The following is a 17,912-nucleotide window of genomic DNA, read 5'->3' on the forward strand; positions in this document are numbered from 1 at the left end:
CTGAAAGTTAAATCGTTAATGTCAGTTTTTGCACTTCTGATCATGACAGGCCTCGCCTGCTCTCAGGTGCACGCTGAGGATCAGGCACAAGTGCATGCTCAAAAGCAGACAGAGCCAAAATTGCTGATCGTTGGCGACAGTATCAGTGCGGGCTTTGGCATCCCGGTCGAAGAGCAATGGCCTCTATTATTAGAACAGAAACTGCGTGACCGGTTTCCGCAACTCACTGTTGTCGTTGCAGCAATAAGCGGCGACACGACTTCAGGCGGCCGTAGCCGCTTACCCGCCCTGCTGGAACGCCATAAACCAGACGTCACCCTGCTGGCACTTGGCGGCAATGACGCATTGAGAGGCACGCCACTTTCTCTGGTCCGAAATAACCTGACCGCTATGATCGCAGCCGCGCAGGAATCAGGCTCGGATGTCATTCTGGCTGGTATGCAGATCCCTCCGAATTATGGGCCAGCATACACAGAGGGGTTCCGAACGCTGTATATAGAACTGTCAGGAAGTTACAACACAGGTCTGGTGCCTTTTTTGTTGGAAGGAATCGCAGCGGTCGATGGCATGATGCAGGACGATGGAATTCACCCCACAACAGAGGCGCAACCGGCACTGGCCGACAACGTTGCGCCTGAAGTTATCAAACTCATCACTCAGCCGTAGCGGCCTGTGGAGTAATAATGAGTTCACTGGTATCGACGCCAAGAGATTCCAGTTCACCAAGAATCATGGCGTAGGTGTTCTCACTCATTTCAGGAGAGCGGCTGAGGATAAACAGAGTGTATTCAAACGGATCTGTGACCGCCGCATACTCATAACCCGCCTCATCCAGGACAACGATCAGATAGTTAGGATACGGCAGGTCCGGTGCGCCCGGAAATACAACCTTGAGCTTAGAGTTTGTCTCTTCATCCCAAATGGTGGCATTCCCTGTAATCTGATTCAATTCGCCGTCGAGAGTGTCCTGATACCCTTTGTTCAGCACTTCAACAGAACCATCTTCGAGCAGGGTATATTCTGCGGTGACCCCTACCAGCCCCTCATTAAATGACACTTCATTGGCAGCAATCTGGTACCAGAGGCCCATATATCGGGGGATATCAACAAAAGGGACAGTTTCGACAATACGGCATGCCGACAGCGACATGGCCGTTAATGCGATAAGAATCAGCCGGGTAAGAAGTTGCATGGGGGATCTCTCCTGCTCGTTTATGAATAATATTGATATACAAAACCTATACATAAACAATACAAAAGACAAGACACAGTTCAGGTCAGCTGAGAACTGAACAACTTAACTCCGGTTAAGAGATCCCGCGCTCACGCAGCGCCGCAATCGCTGACGAACGGTTTGAAACCTCAAGTTTACTGAACAAATTCGACGTATAGTTCTTCACCGTGCCCAGGCTCAGGCAACAGTGATCAGCAATCTGTTGGTTGGTCATCCCGGCAACAAGACACCGTGCGACCTCGAACTCCCTGACGCTCAGATCCCAATCCTGAGCGTTGTGAGCCAAGGCAGGGAATACCTGTTCACCCGTCCCGACCGCTTTCAGCGCCGAGACCAGCTCGCTGATCTCTACGCTTTTGGCCAACCATCCAGCAGCACCATTTCGCCGGGCTTCACGACTCAGCGCAGCATCAGCAAAGGTAGAGAGGAATACAACGGGAATGCGGAGTTCGGGTTTCAGGGATTTAAGAGTTTCTATGCCATCCTGAGCCGGCATATGAAAGTCGAGCAGGACAAGATCGCACCCCTCGGGGTGGTCGCGCAACCAAGCAGCTAATGCAGTCCCCGATTCAAGCGTAGCCACCACAGTGAATACACCAGACATCTCCAGAAGCGTTGCGACCCCTTGCTGCACGAGGGCCTGATCATCGACCAGAACAAGTCTCATCATACGCTGGCCTCCGGCAAACTGATGCTCCAGGTGAGTTCACTGTTGTCGGACATTTCAACCAAAAAGCGTCCATCCATCGCCGCGATTCGCTCTTCAACACCGGAAAGTCCATTGCCATAACTGAACTCGCCTGTGTATTCGGCAAGATCGGTAAGCTTCAGTTCAATATGGCCATTGCTGTAGCGACTGCGAATTTCGACTTCACGTCCTTCAGAGTGCTTCATAACGTTTGTGAGAAACTCACGAACAACAGACAATAAGGTCTCACAGCACTGCGGATCAGATATTTTCACCTTTTCATCCCAGAGTGTTTTCACTTTCAGGGTGGTCGCCTGATCGACAAGGTCGGTTAATGCGTCGTAAAAATGGGCAGAGGGCACCTGGCGTAAACCAGATACGATGTCGTCCAGAACGGCGAACATCTTCCTGCTCGCATCCCGTGAACGCTCAAGAGGCGCCACGACATCATCCGATAACTCTAACCGACTCGCCTGCTGCTCGAGAATTTGCAGATTCATGTGCAGGGTCGCCAGTTCGTGTCCCATATTATCATGCAGGTTATGACGGATATTGCGTCTTTCCAGCATCCGCTCAGACTCAGCAATCTGAGCCTGTGCCATGCGCAACTCATCTCCCATTACCCGCAAACGCCTGACCTCACTGATCTCGACCACAATGCTGAGGCCGAAACTCCACAAGACCAGCTGCATGAGCGTGCATAAACAGAAAATAAGCCATTGATCCTGCGGGAACTGCATCGCGAACAACACGGCTACCAACATATTAAAGCTGAGTGAATATTTGGGTGAAAAACGAACCACAAGAGAAGCCGAGTTCACCACCATCAGCACTGCGTAAGGCGCATTCTCAGAAGGTACCTCAGCGACCCCCATCAGAAGAATGGAGCACAGGTGCGACCCCACCAGAAACAACCAGAACTGCCAGTCACGATTATCGACACGCCAGGCAAGATTGTTCATCAGTAACTCGCGTGTGCCCAAAAATGCCAGAGCACAGAAACAGAAAACGCTGGTCGCCATCAGCGAAGTAGCCAGCAGGCGCTGTTCAGGAGGACACACCGATAGAACAATATAGGCAGCAATCGCCCAGGCACCGATGCCCAGCGTGATGATGATGCCTGCGCGCAGGATATAGGGTATCCGCAGAGGCAGAGAGACGGAGTCCATGTGAGAAATACCAGTTGTTATCGTTATGGCGCTCAGAGTATTTCATCCTCCCCGGGTCAGCAAACGAGGAAGGTCAGAAAATATACGACACGTACTTAAGCCTTTACTAATAAGCACGAAAAAAGTACCAGTTTTGTGATCGATTTCCTTGCGTGCTGCCTGCCAAGTGTATGACTGGTACGTCATCGTTGTAGCTTTGGAATGCAAGCTTAGGTAAAGTTCAGTGGCAATCGATTGGGGGATTGATTATGAAATTTTCAGTACTTAGCGCAGCCATTCTGGCAGCGACCTCTGCGTCAGTGATGGCTCAGGACTTACCTTACTACTTCACTGTGGGCGCTGCGCACACCGAGAACGAGATCAGTGTTGATCACTTCGGCGATCACATGAAGCACAGCTACACCAACGAAATCTCTCTTGGCTACATGCTCAAAGACAGCCTCGCGTTGGAAGGTAGCTTCGTTATTCCGTCCATCATCCAGGACGACTCACGCGCAGATATTGAGCAGTTCCGTTTCAGCAGCCTGTACTTCCTGTCTGATGATGCGCTGAAGCCATACCTGACAGCAGGTCTCGGGTTTGAAGAGATGCGTACCGATGGCGGCAGCGCATCAAATGCTCTGGCATCGTTGGGGGCTGGTGTGCAGTACGACTCTTCTGAGCGTGTATTTGCGCGCGCTGAAATTCGCTATGACGATATGATCAACGAATATCCAGAGCACATGAACTATGTCATCGAAGTGGGTTACCGCTTCGGCTCTGCAGCGACGACGGTGGCATCAACGGCCGCGGCGGCCAGCTCAGTTGCCAGCAACAATATGACCGATGACAGCCAGATGACGGCTGAGCAAGCCAATGATCTGCCAGCAACCGCAGCAGGTATCCCAGCCAAGTCTGCCTTTGAAGACAGCGACAATGATGGCGTTGCTGACAGTGTTGACCAGTGTGCAGATACCGGCAAGGTAGCTATGGTTGGCAGCAATGGCTGTGACCTGATCAAAACGGTAGAAGCTCTGTTGCGCTTCCCTCTGAACAAAGCAGGCATGCCAGGCAAAGCGACTGCTTATCTGGATCAGATTGCTGCTCAGGCAAAAGAAGACAAAGATCTCAAGATCATTGTGAAAGGGCACGCCGATGAAACCGGCAGCGATGAATTTAACCAGTTCATCTCTATGGAGCGAGCCAAAACAATCGGTGGATATCTGGAGGCACGCGGTGTCAGCAAAGATTCGATTGAACTGCGCGCACTAAGTGATTCTCAGCCAATCGCTGACAATACCACTGAAGAAGGCCGCCAGCTCAACCGCCGTGTTGAACTGACCATTCAATAAGGGTTAGCGGCGTATTATTGGGGAGGCTCAGGCCTCCCTTTTTTATGCCTGTGATCCTGAAATGTACTCAGGATCTAGGCATAAATCGCTGCAGGTGGAACATGCCAAAAACAAATACCTGCGCAGCACCCAGCTTGACGTTGGTGCTCTTTTTGCGGAAAGCCACCCAGAAAAGAAGCACTTCGAGTACGTGGATACCCGCAACGATCAGACCGATGGTCGGCAGGTAACCGAGCAGGCCATCCCAGCCCTGCACCCACGCAGTAATCGCCAGTACCCAGAAGAAGAATGTTGCCGCTTTCATAGCTACGGTATTCATTTGTTGCTCCCGCAAAGTCTTAGTTAACTTCTGACCAGAAGTCAGAAAAGTATGATGACGCAGATTGCCTGATGCTATTTCGGTTGCACAGGTGCGGTTGTGCCAGCTTGTGATGGCAATGAAAGCAGACATTCGAACGTCGGGTGGTTAGAATGTCGATCCAGATTGGGAGGTAGGCATGTCCGACAACAAAACAACTCATTTCGGCTACGAGACCGTTGCGGTCGATGAAAAGGCTGGAAAAGTGGCTGATGTATTTCACTCTGTCGCTGCAAAATACGATGTAATGAATGACCTGATGTCGTTCGGCGTCCACCGTCTCTGGAAACGAATCACCATTGATATGAGTGGTGCTCGCCCAGGCAATCAGATCCTTGATCTTGCCGGTGGCACCGGAGACCTGACCCGTAAGTTCTCACGCATCGTCGGCCCACAGGGCAAGGTCGTCCTCGCTGATATCAACTCCTCCATGCTGAATGTCGGCCGTGATCGCCTGACCGATCAGGGGTATGCGGGGAATATCGAATATGTTCAGGCGAATGCCGAATGCCTGCCCTTTGAAGACAACAGCTTTGACGTTATAACCATGGCCTTTGGTCTGCGGAATGTCACCGACAAAGACAAAGCCCTGCGTTCTATGGCGCGTGTGCTCAAGCCCGGTGGTCGCCTTCTGATTCTTGAATTTTCCAAGCCGACCAACCCTGTCATGAGCAAAGCCTACGACCTGTATTCGTTCAGTGCTCTGCCCTTCATGGGAAAACTGGTCGCCAACGACTCTGAAAGCTATAAATACCTGGCCGAATCCATCCGTATGCACCCAGATCAGGAAACCCTGAAGGGCATGATGGAAGACGCTGGCCTTGTCCGCTGCAGCTACAACAACATGACCAGCGGTGTGGTCGCCCTGCACCGGGGAATCAAGCCCTGATGCTACCAGCGGTGCTCAGTCAGGCCATGTGCCTGCCCGTTGAGCGGGTGATCAATTACGCTCTGCGTCAGGACAGCGCAACGCTCTCGCGACTGGCTCGCCAGGAGGGTCGGATGGCTGCTGTCGATATAGAAGGGCTGGGCCGTTTCAACGTCCGCCTTTTACGCGATGGCATAGCGCTGAGCATGACGCCCGATTCAGACAGCGAAGTGGTACTGAGTGGCAAGCTGACTGACTTTCTGGAGCTTGCGCGCGCCGAAGACAAAGCCCATGAGCTGATCAACAGCGACATTGACATGGATGGCGATACCGAACTGGCACTGTATTTAACCCGTACCGTACAGGCGTTAGATATTGACTGGGAATCCGCCATACAGCCGTTGACCGGGGGACTGCTCGCTCATCAGATAGGTAAAGGTTTACGTAGCCTGAGCCGCTGGAGCAGTGACACCGGATCAACTTATCGCACCGCTGCGAAAGAATACCTTGAAGACGAGCTGCAGGCGGTAACACCGTCAGCCATGCTTGATGATTTTGCAACACAGACAGATGACCTGCGCCTGATGATGGATCGTATAGAAGCCCGGATTGCCGGTCTGGAAAACAAGAAAAAGACTGAGGACTGAGCGTGGGCAACCTCTGGCGACTCTGGAAAATACTCTTCATATTTACCCGCTACCGTCTGGATGCGCTTGTTCCGACGGATCAGCTACCGCTCAAAATCCGCATCCTGTTGTGGTTGGCTCCGTGGCGCTTGAGTCCGGTTCCGGGCAAACTCAGCCGCGGCGCACGTTTAAGACTGGCGTTGGAAGCCCTGGGGCCCATCTTCGTCAAATTTGGACAGATTCTGTCTACGCGTCCGGACCTGATCCCGGAAGACATTGTCGCAGAGCTGAAAAACCTGCAGGACAACGTTGCCCCCTTCCCGACTGAGACCGCACTGAAACTGATCGAAGAACAGCTCGGCCAGCCCATCAGTGAGATGTTTGCTGAGTTTTCCGAGAAGCCGCTTGCAGCAGCGTCTATTGCTCAGGTGTATGCGGCCCGACTGTTCGGCGAGCATTCAGAAGCCGGTAAAGAAGTCGTGGTTAAGGTTGTCCGCCCGGGCATCGAAGACACCATTGAGCGCGACCTGCAGTTACTCGAATTTATGGCGATTCTTCTCGTTAAGTATTCCGCTGAAGGACGTCGCCTGAAGCCCGTCGAAGTGGTAGAAGACTATCGCCACACGATTTACGGTGAATTGAACCTACAGATTGAAGCATCTAACGCGACCCAGCTACGACGTAACTTCTCAGAGTCCGAATTGCTGTACATGCCAGAGGTGTACTGGGAATACACCCGCAATAAAGTCATGGTCAGTGAGCGTATCTACGGTATTCCTGTTGCCAACATCGACGAGCTCTACGCCCAGAATACCAATATGAAGTTACTCGCCGAACGCGGCGTAGAAATTTTCTTCACTCAGGTATTCCGCGACAGTTTCTTCCATGCCGACATGCATCCGGGCAATATTTTTGTTTCGCGTGAAAACCCCTCCAGCCCGCAATATATCGCCATCGACTGCGGTATCGTTGGCAGTCTCACCGACGAGGACCTGCACTACCTGGCGATGAACCTGATGGCTTTCTTTAATCAGGATTACCATCAGGTTGCGCAACTGCACGTAGATTCAGGCTGGGTGCCACCAACGACAAAAGTCCACGAGTTCGCCGCCTCGATTCGCAGTGTCTGCGAACCCATTTTCGAGAAGCCGCTGTCAGAGATTTCATTCGGACAGGTACTGATTCAACTGTTCGCGACCGCCAGACGCTTCAATATGGAAGTTCAGCCACAGCTGGTACTCCTGCAGAAAACCCTGCTGAATATTGAAGGTCTGGGCAGGCAGCTGTACCCGGACCTTGACCTCTGGACCACGGCAAAACCGTATCTTGAGCGTTGGATGCGGGAACGTTTCGGGCCGAAAGCCGCCTGGAAAGAGCTCAAGCGTCAGCTGCCGGGATGGGTTGAAAAAGCACCACAGATTCCTAACCTGATGCACGGCGCCCTGACGCGCCTCAATCATCTGGATGAAAACCAGCAGAAAATGCAGGAACAACTGGAAGTCCTGAACGCCGCACTCGAAGCGCAACGTTTGCAGAAGCGCCACCAGACACTGGGAATTATGATCACCGTGACTGGCGGACTGCTTTGGTGGCAATCATACGCACTCGCTCTGCCAGAAATAGCGGGCCTGAGCATTGGAGCGGCGGGCCTGATCTGGCTGGTACTTAAGAGCTGACACAGGGTTCACGGCGTAGATTTCATAATAGGCACAATCGATGCTCTACGGTATCCTTCGCCTTTCAACGCATATGAAACAAGGTTAAACGATGAACTGGCTTGATAAAGTGAAATGGGACAACGATGGATTAGTACCGGCCATTGCTCAGGACCATGCCACCGGCCGCATCCTGATGATGGCATGGATGAATCGTGAAGCCCTCGAACTGACCGCAAAAGAGCAGCGCGCCATTTACTACTCGCGTTCACGTCAGAAACTCTGGCGCAAAGGCGAATCATCGGGCCACGTACAAAAGCTCCATGAGCTTCGCCTCGACTGTGACAGCGACGTTATCGTGATGCAGGTTGAGCAGATTGGCGGTATCGCCTGCCACACCGGGCGTGAAAGCTGCTTCTATAAAGTCTACGACAACAACGACTGGGTCGATGTAGATCCCGTCCTGAAAGATCCAAGTGACATATACTGAGATTCCTATGAGCGATATTCTTCAGCAGTTAGGTGATATTCTGGAAGAACGCAAAGGTGCAGAGGCTGACTCATCCTATGTCGCCAGCCTCTACCACAAAGGCCTGAATAAAATATTGGAAAAGGTGGGTGAAGAAGCCACCGAAACCATACTCGCAGCGAAAGATGCTGAAACCAGTGGTGACAATAAAGAGGTCATATACGAAACGGCCGACCTTTGGTTCCATAGCCTGGTGGCACTTGCGAAGCTGGGTGAGCGCCCTGAAGCCGTCGTTAACGAACTGGCGCGCCGGTTCAACATGTCAGGCTTGGAAGAAAAAGCCTCTCGTACAAAGAAATAACGGAGAAAAACTATGCTTGGTGGTATCAGTATCTGGCAACTCCTGATCATTCTGGCGATCGTCATTATGATTTTCGGTACCAAGAAACTACGCAATATGGGCGGTGACCTCGGTGGTGCGGTCCGTGGTTTTAAAAATGCAATGAATGAGAAGCCGGACGAGAAAGACGACTCAGAGGATGAAAAAAAGCCCGAATCGCTGACCAACCAAACGGCTGAGAAGACTTCCGCAAAAGACGCTGAGTTCAGCAAAACCAAGGATCAGGATAAAGCCTGATGTTTGATATGGGCTTCATGGAGCTGATGGTCATCGGCGTCCTGGCATTGCTGGTACTTGGCCCGGAACGACTGCCGAAAGCAGCCCGAACAATGGGTTTGATTATCGGCCGCGTCCGACGCTCTGTCAGTAACTTCCAGGAAGACCTGGAAAGACAGGCTCGCACCGAAGAACTGAAAGCCAAGCTTCGTGACCCTGCGGCGACATTTCTCGATGAGGACATCCTCAATCCGGCGTCGATGAGAAAGCCGAAAGAGACTCAGGATAATACTGAGGCGAATGATGAAGCCACCCCGTCTGAAGTGACGACTCCGATCGCGAAAAAAACATCTGAAGACAAGTCTCAATGACCGATCAAGAACAACCCCTTATTGCTCATCTGGTTGAACTGCGTAACCGCTTGCTTCGTGCCGTTCTGCTCGTGCTGGTGATTTTTGCCGGGTTATTCTATTTCGCCAACGACCTCTACCTGATCCTGGTGGAGCCGCTGTCTGTGCTGATGCCGGTCGAAGGGCAGATGATCGCGACGGGCGTCGCCTCGCCCTTTCTTGTGCCCTTCAAATTAACCTTTGTGTTGGCGGTCTTGGCGGCAGTCCCTTTTATACTCCACCAGATCTGGGCGTTTATTTCACCCGGGCTGTACCAGCATGAGAAGAAATTCGCGATTCCTCTCCTTCTGTCGAGCATCCTGCTGTTCTATACAGGCATTGCTTTTGCGTACTTCGTAGTTCTGCCACTGGTGTTTGGTTTCTTCACAGGAGTCGGGCCAGAGGGTATTTCGTTTATGCCCGACATCAGCAATATTCTCGATTTCTCGCTGAAAATATTCTTCGCCTTTGGCATCGCGTTTGAGATCCCGGTAGCCACGTTTCTTATGGTGCTCAGTGGTATGACCACCGTGGAATCACTCAGTGGCAAACGGCCGTATATTTTCCTCGGCTGTTTTGTTGTCGGGATGCTGGTAACGCCTCCGGATGTTATTTCACAAACGATCCTGGCGCTGCCGATGTATCTGCTCTTTGAAGCGGGTGTCCTTGCTTCGCGGTTAATCCGACCACAGCAAGCTGAAGCATCTGAAGCTGACTGACAAAGGCCGCGTCAGCGACTCAGTAACAGCGCCAGCGACAGTACCACTGGGGTCAGCAACGTAGCTATCACATTCATACCGAGCGCCTCCGGAACCGCAGCGATATTTTCACGCTCCTGATTTAAGGCCGTCAGCGTCTTCAATGTCAGTGCCCAAGGGAAGAGCGCCAGCAGAACCCACTGCGGCCAGATCCCGGCCATAACCGCAATGACGATCAAGCCCGCCACCGAAAACGTCATGATATTAAAAGCCCTGACGCCTGCAGAGACGCCGTAACGAATCAACAGGTGATCTCGACCGTGGACTCTGTCCGCTTCAATATCGGGGAACTGATTCGCCAGTAAAAGATTATTCACCATCAGAAAGACCACTGCCGCGCCAAAAGCCACGCAAACCGGCTGCTCAAGTCCTGCGACAATAGCCGTCCCTACCACCATCAAAACACCGAACCCCAACCCTGGAGCAAACAAACAAAGGTACGGTAAACGATTAATGACCGAGGTATAAAACCACACCAGAAGCACCCCTATGCCGCCCAACAGCCACAAGGCGGGGTACGCTAATGACAGATAAACACCGATGATTACAACGCACAACAATGACAGGACAGCTCCGGCCAGTACCCAACCTGCCGCCTGCGGGTGCTCGGGCAAACCTCCGCTTCCGCCGCTGAACGGCGTGCGGTCGGTGACAAGATCAAGGCCGCTTTTAAAGTCCTGATATTCATTGAGCATATTGACAGATATATGCGCGAGCAAAGCACCAAGTACAACCCAGATCAGATCAGGATTTAATTGAGGAGAGTATCCTGAGGCGGCAAACCCCACCAGCAAGCAGACGGGCGTCAGAATAAGAAACGGCGGTCGGGTGGTTTTCAGGCTCGTTGTTAAAATAGATGCATCCATGCCGTTGTCTCTGTGTTTTACCGCATCGGTGGCAAATCCGATATCAGGCTACTCTCAGTTAAAGCAGGACTGTCGACCAGGGTTTCGGTATGACACTGCCAACCTGCGTTTCTGCGACGCTGCACAATTTCTTGTGCTTTACGCTCGCAGAATCCTTCCGCTGTCTTCGCATTCCAGACAACCCGCTGTTCTTCAGGCGTCGTAAAATGTACCTCACACGGCAGCCTCCAGCCTTGTGGATAAACCACCTGAACTGCATGCCATACCTCTCCACTTTCGCAGACAGTTCGTTCCTCTTCGGCGGCCATAGCAAATGACGCCAGCAAACATATGGGGATTATTCTTATTATCTGCATTTTCGTCCCTGTTTATTCCGCCGCGCTGCTATCCAGCAATTGGTCAAGTAAGCTGGCTAAGCGCCGGGCAGCGAGGTGAAGTCTCGACCTGATCCACTGACGATCAGTACTAATATCTGACTCGTCCAAACGGGCACCTTTCTTGTAGTCCCGGTAAATATCACGCGTTTTCTGCAGCGACTCGCTGGCCCAGTCCTCGGGACTTCCTTCTGATGGCGCCGCAACAACAAAAGACGCGATAAGAGTACTGTCCTTCGCTAAAGTTCCCGACAGACCAGGCACATCACGATCCCAGAAGGCATGCAGATTCGTACGCTCACCCCGATAATATATCCGCGTCTGATTACCGCCACGGTCATCTGCATAACTGACGTGTAATGGCTGATGCACATCTCCGACAAAATGCCCAAGGAAGGCCAACGCTTGCCAATCGGACTCGGGCGCACTCTGCAGACGCTTCTGCATTGCGCGAATTTCCTCCGTCACACACCCCTTTCCCGGACAATGAGCACGATGAACAGAGGTATCTTTGCGCGCTACATTAATGTAATGCCACACCGACGTATGCTTGTAGTCATCTATCGTTCTGACCCGGTCAGGCCATCCGCACAACTGTGCGAATGAGCGGGCCTCGCCAGACTGTCTGACCAGCCCGCTAATGACTCTCTGTGTTTCAGGTGTGGCGTACTGATAAGCAAGGTCACACACTACAGCATGGCTTGGATAACTGAACGCAAATACACCTTGAGCAGTCATCGCCAGCGTGAAACCGATGAGCACTCTTAAATACATGCTGTTTTTCTTCATAGGCCTATTCTGGGTCAGCTTAACGCTATTGTGAACCGGGCATCATGGCACATTGAGCCAGAATGTCCTGCCACTTTGTAACATGACCACGATGAGCTTTGAGCATCGCCGCCCTCTCGGCCTCAAGTGTCGCAACCACACCTCGCTGCCAATCACCGACTACACTGCGTGGCGCCAATAGTGAGATAGCATTCAAGTAGTCGATCAACTGGGCACCAAAGCGATCGGTTTTACTCAGATAGGGTTGAAGCACACCGGCGTAATACTTATGGAAGACATTCTGCAGAATCTCGGCCTGAGGAGTGAGGCGGCCAGCAGGACACAGCGGACGATCGCCAAGGCGCTGCTCAAGAAGCCAAGCACCTCTGATACTGGCCTCCATAAGCGCACGATTCGTGAGACGCCAACGCCCTATCGCCGCCGTAGCAAGCATCTGCTGCTGATGAGCCTCCATCACCCCCGAATCGTACTGCCAATCGCCAGACTGCCACTGACGACCTTGCTGTACGAGGTAATCGAACACCTGGGTCGCCGCCAGTGTGGTTGCTCCGTCCTGAGGCGACCTGTCTCCCGCTGGCAGCAGACCTTCTGATTGTGACAAAAAGGCCTGCCACTCCTCTGACGAGAACCAGGCATTCCACCAGTACGTCATTCGGGCGTCGTATTTCTGCTGCAGAAGGCGACGTAACTTATCCGCAAGCTCGGGATCACTATCATCCAGCACATCGATACACTCCGGCGCACTTAGCATCAGGTCACGTTGTAGATGCAGTCTCTGACTGGGCGCCGCCAACTTGCCGAGAGAACTATTATTTGCCCCCAGTACTCGTCCTAGCTCACATGAAGATAACGACAGAAAATCGAGTAGGTTAATGCTTAATTCAGGCTCACTGACTGACAGTTGGCGGCGCCCCGGCAAGTCGGTGAGTGCAGCCGGAAGTTCCTCTCCATCAGACTCCGGCAATTCAACCTGAAGTGCACGGCCAAGGCGCTCAAGATAGTCATCCAACGCTGCCTGCTCACCTGTGGAGCAGCCACTTAACATGGCCGCAACAAGCAAAAGCAGCAAAGGCCTCACCGGCGTTGCATCCAGTCAGGGCGGGGAATAAAGGCTCTCTGCAATGCCAGAACGTCATCCTTATGCTCAGGAGTCAGATACGGTCGCTCAAGACTGAACACCTGATAGATGCCGCCTTGCAACATATCCTGCGTGATCACACTCTCATCCCCCGACAACAGGTTGCACTGAAGAAACGAAAACCACGAAGTCACAACGATCCAGGTGCTTAACGCCAGGTCCTGACAGTCCTGTTCATCAGCAGACAGAATTCCGGCGCTGCTGAGCGCCAGAAAAATCTTTTCAATCTGCCTCAGGCAATGACTGAAAAACTCACGATACCGCTGATGTAGCTCCGGGTCTGCGCTCAGCAGATGCTCCATATCCCGGTGCATGAAACGGTACGCCCAGAGTTCATTAAAGACGTCCGTCAGGTAACGTAGCTTGTCCTGAGTTTCGATCACGCGTCCTTCGGGGAGTGCCAGAATATCCAGAACCCGCTGTTCATAGCGATCAAACAGATTGGCGATGATCGCCTGCTTGTTACGGAAATGATAATAGAGATTACCCGGCGAAATACCGAGCTTCGAGGCAATATGGTTCGTCGTTACGGCCCGCTCTCCGTTTTCGTTAAACATCTGTAAGGCCGCATCAATGATGCGCTCGCGGGTGCCCATACCATCACTCCTGAAAAATCATGTCTCTATTTTAACCTGTTTAAAGGTATATACGGACAATCTTCTTGTCTATGCGAGACACCCCTTGACGAATTAGAGTAATAACTCTAATAATGGGGTCTGTTTATTTGTTAACCACCCGGAGGCACCCATGGTTGCCACAGTTTCTACCCTGCATACACCCGCTCAGGAGATCGAGCGACTTCATGCCTTGCACCACCAGCAACTGGAAGAATTCCGCGCAGCTCCTATGCCGGATGCCGCCGTCCGGGTCGGGAACTTACGGAAACTGAAAGCCGCCCTGATTCAGCAACAGGACTCACTGGTCAAAGCCGTGAATGAAGACTTCAGTTGCCGGGCTGAAGGGGACACCTTGATTGCAGAAATCATGACGACGGTGCAGGCACTCAACTACATGATTAAAAACGTACGCAAATGGATGCGTCCGTCCGGTCGTCATGTAAATATGCTGTTTGCACCGGCGTCGAATGAAGTCGTCTACCAGCCTCTGGGGGTCATCGGTATTATGGTGCCCTGGAACTACCCCATTCAGCTGGCCCTTGTACCGATTGCTACGGCACTCGCTGCGGGCAACCGTGCCATGATCAAGATGTCGGAGTTTACCCCCGCGACTAACCGCGCTCTGAAAGACATGCTGGCGTCTGTGTTCGACGAAACCGAAGTGGCCATCATTGAAGGTGAGATCGATGTCTCCAGCGCCTTCTCCGAGGTGCCGTGGAATCACCTGATATTTACCGGTTCTACCGCCGTCGGTAAGCACGTCATGTCCGCGGCCGCAAAGAATCTCACGCCAGTCACACTGGAGCTGGGCGGAAAATCACCGGCCCTGATTGCCCCTGATGCGAACCTGGAGCACGCTGCTGAACGTATCTGCTTCGGCAAGTCACTGAATGCCGGCCAGACCTGCATCGCACCGGATTATGTGCTGGTACCCGAAGGTCGCGAAAAAGAATTCATTGGACGCTACCACCAGGCGTTCACAAAAATGTACCCGACGATGAAAGATAATGATGACTACACATCCATCATTAATGACCGCCAGTATCAGCGCTTATTTTCCTGGTTAAAAGACGCCGATGAAAAAGGCGCAAAGATAACTCAGATAAACCCCGGCGACGAAAACTTCTCTGACTGCCGGAAGATGCCGCCACACCTCATCGAAAACGGTACCGACGAGATGACGGTAATGCAGGAAGAATTATTCGGTCCTATCCTGCCGATCGTCACATACCGCAGTTTCGACGATGCTTTGGCCTACATCACTGACCGGGACCGACCTCTCGCACTCTACCTGTTCAGTTATAATCGCGATATTGAAAAGAAAGTGCTTGAGCAGACCCACGCCGGTGGCGTTGCAGTCAATGACACCCTGATGCATATCGCGCAGGATGACATGCCTTTTGGGGGTATTGGACCATCAGGCATGGGCCATTATCATGGTAAAGAAGGCTTCGTAACGTTATCTAAGGCGAAAGCAGTGCATCGCAAAGGGCGGATCAACAGCGGTAAAGTGATCTATCCACCGTATGGCACGCGTCTGCACAATCTGGTTTATAAACTCTTCATCCGGTAAGGGGAAAAGAATGAAAACATCCCGCCGTGGATTTCTGCAGCTTGGCGCCATGGGCACCGCTGCACTGACAATCGGTTCAGGAGCAGCCATGTTAACTGGCTGCTCGGCACAGCAGACCCCAGCCGAGGGGTTTAAGACACTGCGTGAAGTGGATGTCTACTTTCTGGGCGCTCTGGCACCCGCTGTTCTGACTACTAAAGGTTATCCCGGTGCGCTGGGCAAAGATGCCCGCCAGCGCCTGCTGGAGTCTCTGGATAGCCTGATGACGACCCTTCAGGGGCACGCTCTGAGCCAGTTGCAGATGGCCTTCGACCTGATGGGTTCGCCGGTCACTCGTGTTGCTGTAGGCGCACCTTTGCACCCATGGCAGGAAGCCACCGTTGAAGAAGCCGAGGCATTTCTTGAAAGCTGGCGTGATTCCTGGCTGCCGATCAAGCGCATGGGTTATCAGGGGCTCTGTAAGCTGATTACCATTTGCTGGTATTCGCAACCAGAAAACTATGCACTCAGCGGCTACCCGGGACCACCAGTGAAAGTGCCTTACCCATACCCTGCCACTGGCGAATAACACGACAGAATCCGATAGAGAGAACACGATGAAACGTACACCACACATTCCAATGGTTGCGGGTATCCCTGATCCGATTCTGGAGGGTATCGCAAGCGGCTGGAACGTTCAGGATGCAGCCGATGTTGCTGATGGCGGCGTCATTACTGCTGATGTCGTCATTATTGGTACCGGTGCAGGCGGTGGTACTACCGCAGAAATTCTTGCGGAAGCCGGCCTCAATGTACTGATGCTGGAAGAAGGCCCGCTGAAAAGCACCAATGATTTTAAGATGGATGAGCGTGAAGCCTATCACGACCTCTATCAGGAAAGCGCCGGGCGTATGAGCAAAGACGGCTCAATGTCGATCCTTCAAGGTCGCTGCGTCGGTGGTACAACAGTCATCAACTGGACTTCAAGCTTTCATACGCCAGAACAGACACTCGAACACTGGGCGAATGAATTCAAACTTGAAGGCGCCAGTAAAGAAGAGATGACTCCATGGTTTGAACGCATGGAAGAACGTCTGCAGATTGCGCCTTGGCCAGTACCCCCTAACCCGAACAACGCCGTCCTGAGTCGTGGTGCAGAAGCGCTGAACCTCGAATGGCATGTCATTCCCCGGAACGTATCGGGCTGCTGGAATCTGGGTTACTGCGGTACCGGGTGTCCGACCAATGCAAAACAGTCCATGCTGGTCACCACCATTCCGGGTGCACTGAATAAGCAATCAGGCCTTATTTATAATGCGCGTGCCGAGCGCCTGATCATTGAAGGCGAGAAAGTACTGGGCGTTGAAGTGACGGCCCTGAACAGCGACTACAAACCGAACGGCAATATGTTTTCGGTGAAAGCACCTCACGTCGTGATGTCCTGTGGTGGTATCAACGGCCCTGCTCTGCTGTTACGCTCGGATGCACCAGATCCGAAGAAGCGCGTCGGTAAACGTACCTTCTTCCACCCGGTGGCATTTAACTTCGCCCAGTTCGATGAGCTGATTGATCCCTACTACGGTGCGCCGCAGTCGATCTACAGTGACCATTATCAGTGGCTGAACGTGACAGGTCCGGCGGGCTATAAGCTTGAGGCAACACCTCTGCATCCAGGACTTGCTGCCGTTCTGTTCATGGGCCACGGTGGCCGCCACTATGAAGACATGGGCAACCTGCCGAACACCAACCTGTTGCTGGCACTGATCCGTGACGGCTTTGACGAAGAAAGCCCGGGCGCAAGCATTGAGCTGGCCAGCGATGGCTCGCCGGTTGTTGACTACCCGGTTAACGACTACATCTGGGATGCATTCCAACGCGCCATGATCTCAATGGCCGAAATCCAGTTTGCTGCAGGCGCCAAGCGCGTTCGCCCGTCACACCTGGATGCTCCATGGTACGAAACGGTTGAAGAAGCGCGCGACGGCATCAATAACCTTGATAACCGCTCAAATGCATTTACCGTGGGAAGTGCGCACGTTATGGGCGGTATGGCCATGGGTGAAGACCTCGATAAATGTGTTGTCGACAGTAACGGTAAATACCACTACCTCGACAACCTGTACGTTATCGACGGTTCTGTGTTCCCAACCAGTATTGGTGCTAACCCGCAGCTGTCGGTGTACGGCTTTGCCTGTAAGTTTGCTAACCAGCTGGCGGCGAAGATTAAAGCCGGCGCATAACAGGTTGCTGTGACACCCGTTCACACGTGATAACCAGTAACAGAAGGAGCGGCTCAGCCGCTCTTTTTATTTATGGCTTTTTCTTCCGTTCTGGGCAATTCGAAAATATCCGCAACGACCGAACCTTATCCAGACAGCATGGTCTAGACTCAGAACATTCAACAAACTGAGTTGT

The 17,912-nt window shown here is 52.6% G+C and carries 21 protein-coding genes; 13 read left to right on the forward strand and 8 right to left on the reverse strand.

Going from position 1 to position 17,912, the window contains the following annotated elements; genetic code table 11:
* Positions 1-18: 18 nt before the first annotated feature.
* Positions 19-666 (forward strand): arylesterase, encoded by a 648-nt coding sequence (locus B2R29_RS13345; RefSeq protein ID WP_301181514.1) that lies wholly within the window; start codon positions 19-21, stop codon positions 664-666.
* On the opposite strand, the gene B2R29_RS13350 is transcribed toward B2R29_RS13345, so the two are convergent.
* From B2R29_RS13350 to B2R29_RS13360, 3 genes are all read right to left on the reverse strand, one after another.
* A complete protein-coding gene (locus tag B2R29_RS13350; RefSeq protein ID WP_301181515.1) occupies positions 653-1,192 on the reverse strand; it encodes a lipocalin family protein in 540 nt (179 codons plus the stop codon). The two genes, B2R29_RS13345 and B2R29_RS13350, sit on opposite strands and share 14 nt — an antisense overlap.
* Positions 1,193-1,307: 115 nt before the next feature.
* A complete protein-coding gene (locus B2R29_RS13355; protein WP_301181516.1) occupies positions 1,308-1,904 on the reverse strand; it encodes a response regulator transcription factor in 597 nt (198 codons plus the stop codon).
* The gene (locus B2R29_RS13360; protein ID WP_301181517.1) at positions 1,901-3,091 is read right to left on the reverse strand and encodes a sensor histidine kinase; all 1,191 of its coding nucleotides are present in this window, start codon (positions 3,089-3,091) and stop codon (positions 1,901-1,903) included. Before B2R29_RS13360 ends, B2R29_RS13355 begins: the two co-directional genes overlap by 4 nt.
* Before the next feature lie 248 nt (positions 3,092-3,339).
* On the opposite strand from B2R29_RS13360, the gene B2R29_RS13365 reads away from it, so the two are divergent.
* On the forward strand, positions 3,340-4,422 hold the full coding sequence (locus tag B2R29_RS13365) for an OmpA family protein (protein ID WP_301181518.1): 1,083 nt from the start codon (positions 3,340-3,342) through the stop codon (positions 4,420-4,422).
* Positions 4,423-4,489: 67 nt separating this feature from the next.
* Here B2R29_RS13365 and B2R29_RS13370 read toward each other — a convergent pair whose 3' ends face one another.
* Positions 4,490-4,741, reverse strand: coding sequence for a DUF1145 domain-containing protein (locus B2R29_RS13370; RefSeq protein WP_301181519.1), 252 nt, complete (start codon positions 4,739-4,741; stop codon positions 4,490-4,492).
* Between the two features lie 178 nt (positions 4,742-4,919).
* On the opposite strand from B2R29_RS13370, the gene ubiE reads away from it, so the two are divergent.
* The 8 genes from ubiE to tatC all read left to right on the forward strand — a co-directional run bounded on the left by ubiE (position 4,920) and on the right by tatC (position 10,122).
* A complete protein-coding gene (gene ubiE / locus B2R29_RS13375; RefSeq protein ID WP_301181520.1) occupies positions 4,920-5,669 on the forward strand; it encodes a bifunctional demethylmenaquinone methyltransferase/2-methoxy-6-polyprenyl-1,4-benzoquinol methylase UbiE in 750 nt (249 codons plus the stop codon).
* Positions 5,669-6,295: a ubiquinone biosynthesis accessory factor UbiJ gene (locus tag B2R29_RS13380; protein ID WP_301181521.1), complete on the forward strand. Its 627-nt coding sequence runs from the start codon at positions 5,669-5,671 to the stop codon at positions 6,293-6,295. Before ubiE ends, B2R29_RS13380 begins: the two co-directional genes overlap by 1 nt.
* A 2-nt stretch (positions 6,296-6,297) precedes the next feature.
* A complete protein-coding gene (gene ubiB / locus B2R29_RS13385) occupies positions 6,298-7,950 on the forward strand; it encodes a ubiquinone biosynthesis regulatory protein kinase UbiB (RefSeq protein WP_301181522.1) in 1,653 nt (550 codons plus the stop codon).
* A 91-nt stretch (positions 7,951-8,041) separates the two neighbouring features.
* Positions 8,042-8,419 carry a phosphoribosyl-AMP cyclohydrolase gene (hisI, locus tag B2R29_RS13390; protein WP_301181523.1) on the forward strand — a complete coding sequence of 126 codons (378 nt, stop codon included), beginning with the start codon at positions 8,042-8,044 and terminating at the stop codon, positions 8,417-8,419.
* A 7-nt stretch (positions 8,420-8,426) separates the two neighbouring features.
* Complete coding sequence (locus B2R29_RS13395; protein ID WP_301181524.1) at positions 8,427-8,759, forward strand: phosphoribosyl-ATP diphosphatase; 333 nt, start codon at positions 8,427-8,429, stop codon at positions 8,757-8,759.
* A gap of 12 nt (positions 8,760-8,771) precedes the next feature.
* A complete protein-coding gene (gene tatA, locus B2R29_RS13400; RefSeq protein WP_301181525.1) occupies positions 8,772-9,035 on the forward strand; it encodes a Sec-independent protein translocase subunit TatA in 264 nt (87 codons plus the stop codon).
* Positions 9,035-9,385, forward strand: coding sequence for a Sec-independent protein translocase protein TatB (tatB, locus tag B2R29_RS13405; RefSeq protein WP_301181526.1), 351 nt, complete (start codon positions 9,035-9,037; stop codon positions 9,383-9,385). The genes tatA and tatB overlap by 1 nt, the downstream gene beginning before the upstream one ends.
* Complete coding sequence (gene tatC / locus B2R29_RS13410; RefSeq protein ID WP_301181527.1) at positions 9,382-10,122, forward strand: twin-arginine translocase subunit TatC; 741 nt, start codon at positions 9,382-9,384, stop codon at positions 10,120-10,122. The genes tatB and tatC overlap by 4 nt, the downstream gene beginning before the upstream one ends.
* A gap of 11 nt (positions 10,123-10,133) precedes the next feature.
* On the opposite strand, the gene B2R29_RS13415 is transcribed toward tatC, so the two are convergent.
* From B2R29_RS13415 to B2R29_RS13430, 4 genes are all read right to left on the reverse strand, one after another.
* Positions 10,134-11,027, reverse strand: a complete 894-nt coding sequence (locus B2R29_RS13415; protein ID WP_301181528.1) for a prenyltransferase — start codon at positions 11,025-11,027, stop codon at positions 10,134-10,136.
* Between the two features lie 368 nt (positions 11,028-11,395).
* On the reverse strand, positions 11,396-12,190 hold the full coding sequence (locus B2R29_RS13420; protein WP_301181529.1) for a S1/P1 nuclease: 795 nt from the start codon (positions 12,188-12,190) through the stop codon (positions 11,396-11,398).
* 25 nt (positions 12,191-12,215) lie between these two features.
* Complete coding sequence (locus tag B2R29_RS13425) at positions 12,216-13,259, reverse strand: DUF3080 family protein (RefSeq protein WP_301181530.1); 1,044 nt, start codon at positions 13,257-13,259, stop codon at positions 12,216-12,218.
* 5 nt (positions 13,260-13,264) lie between these two features.
* Positions 13,265-13,924 carry a TetR/AcrR family transcriptional regulator gene (locus B2R29_RS13430; protein ID WP_301181531.1) on the reverse strand — a complete coding sequence of 220 codons (660 nt, stop codon included), beginning with the start codon at positions 13,922-13,924 and terminating at the stop codon, positions 13,265-13,267.
* A gap of 151 nt (positions 13,925-14,075) precedes the next feature.
* Between B2R29_RS13430 and B2R29_RS13435 the strand changes: the two genes are divergently transcribed.
* Genes B2R29_RS13435 through B2R29_RS13445 form a run of 3 tightly spaced genes read left to right on the forward strand, consistent with a single transcriptional unit; the run spans position 14,076 to position 17,737 of the window.
* Positions 14,076-15,518: a coniferyl aldehyde dehydrogenase gene (locus B2R29_RS13435; protein ID WP_301181532.1), complete on the forward strand. Its 1,443-nt coding sequence runs from the start codon at positions 14,076-14,078 to the stop codon at positions 15,516-15,518.
* Positions 15,519-15,528: 10 nt separating this feature from the next.
* Positions 15,529-16,086, forward strand: a complete 558-nt coding sequence (locus B2R29_RS13440; protein ID WP_301181533.1) for a twin-arginine translocation signal domain-containing protein — start codon at positions 15,529-15,531, stop codon at positions 16,084-16,086.
* Positions 16,087-16,114: 28 nt separating this feature from the next.
* Entirely contained in the window at positions 16,115-17,737 is a 1,623-nt protein-coding gene (locus B2R29_RS13445) for a GMC family oxidoreductase (RefSeq protein WP_301181534.1), read from the forward strand.
* Positions 17,738-17,912: the final 175 nt, after the last annotated feature.

Origin of the sequence: Thalassolituus sp. UBA3500 (assembly GCF_002377545.1) — a bacterium.
GTDB lineage: Bacteria > Pseudomonadota > Gammaproteobacteria > Pseudomonadales > Oceanobacteraceae > Thalassolituus.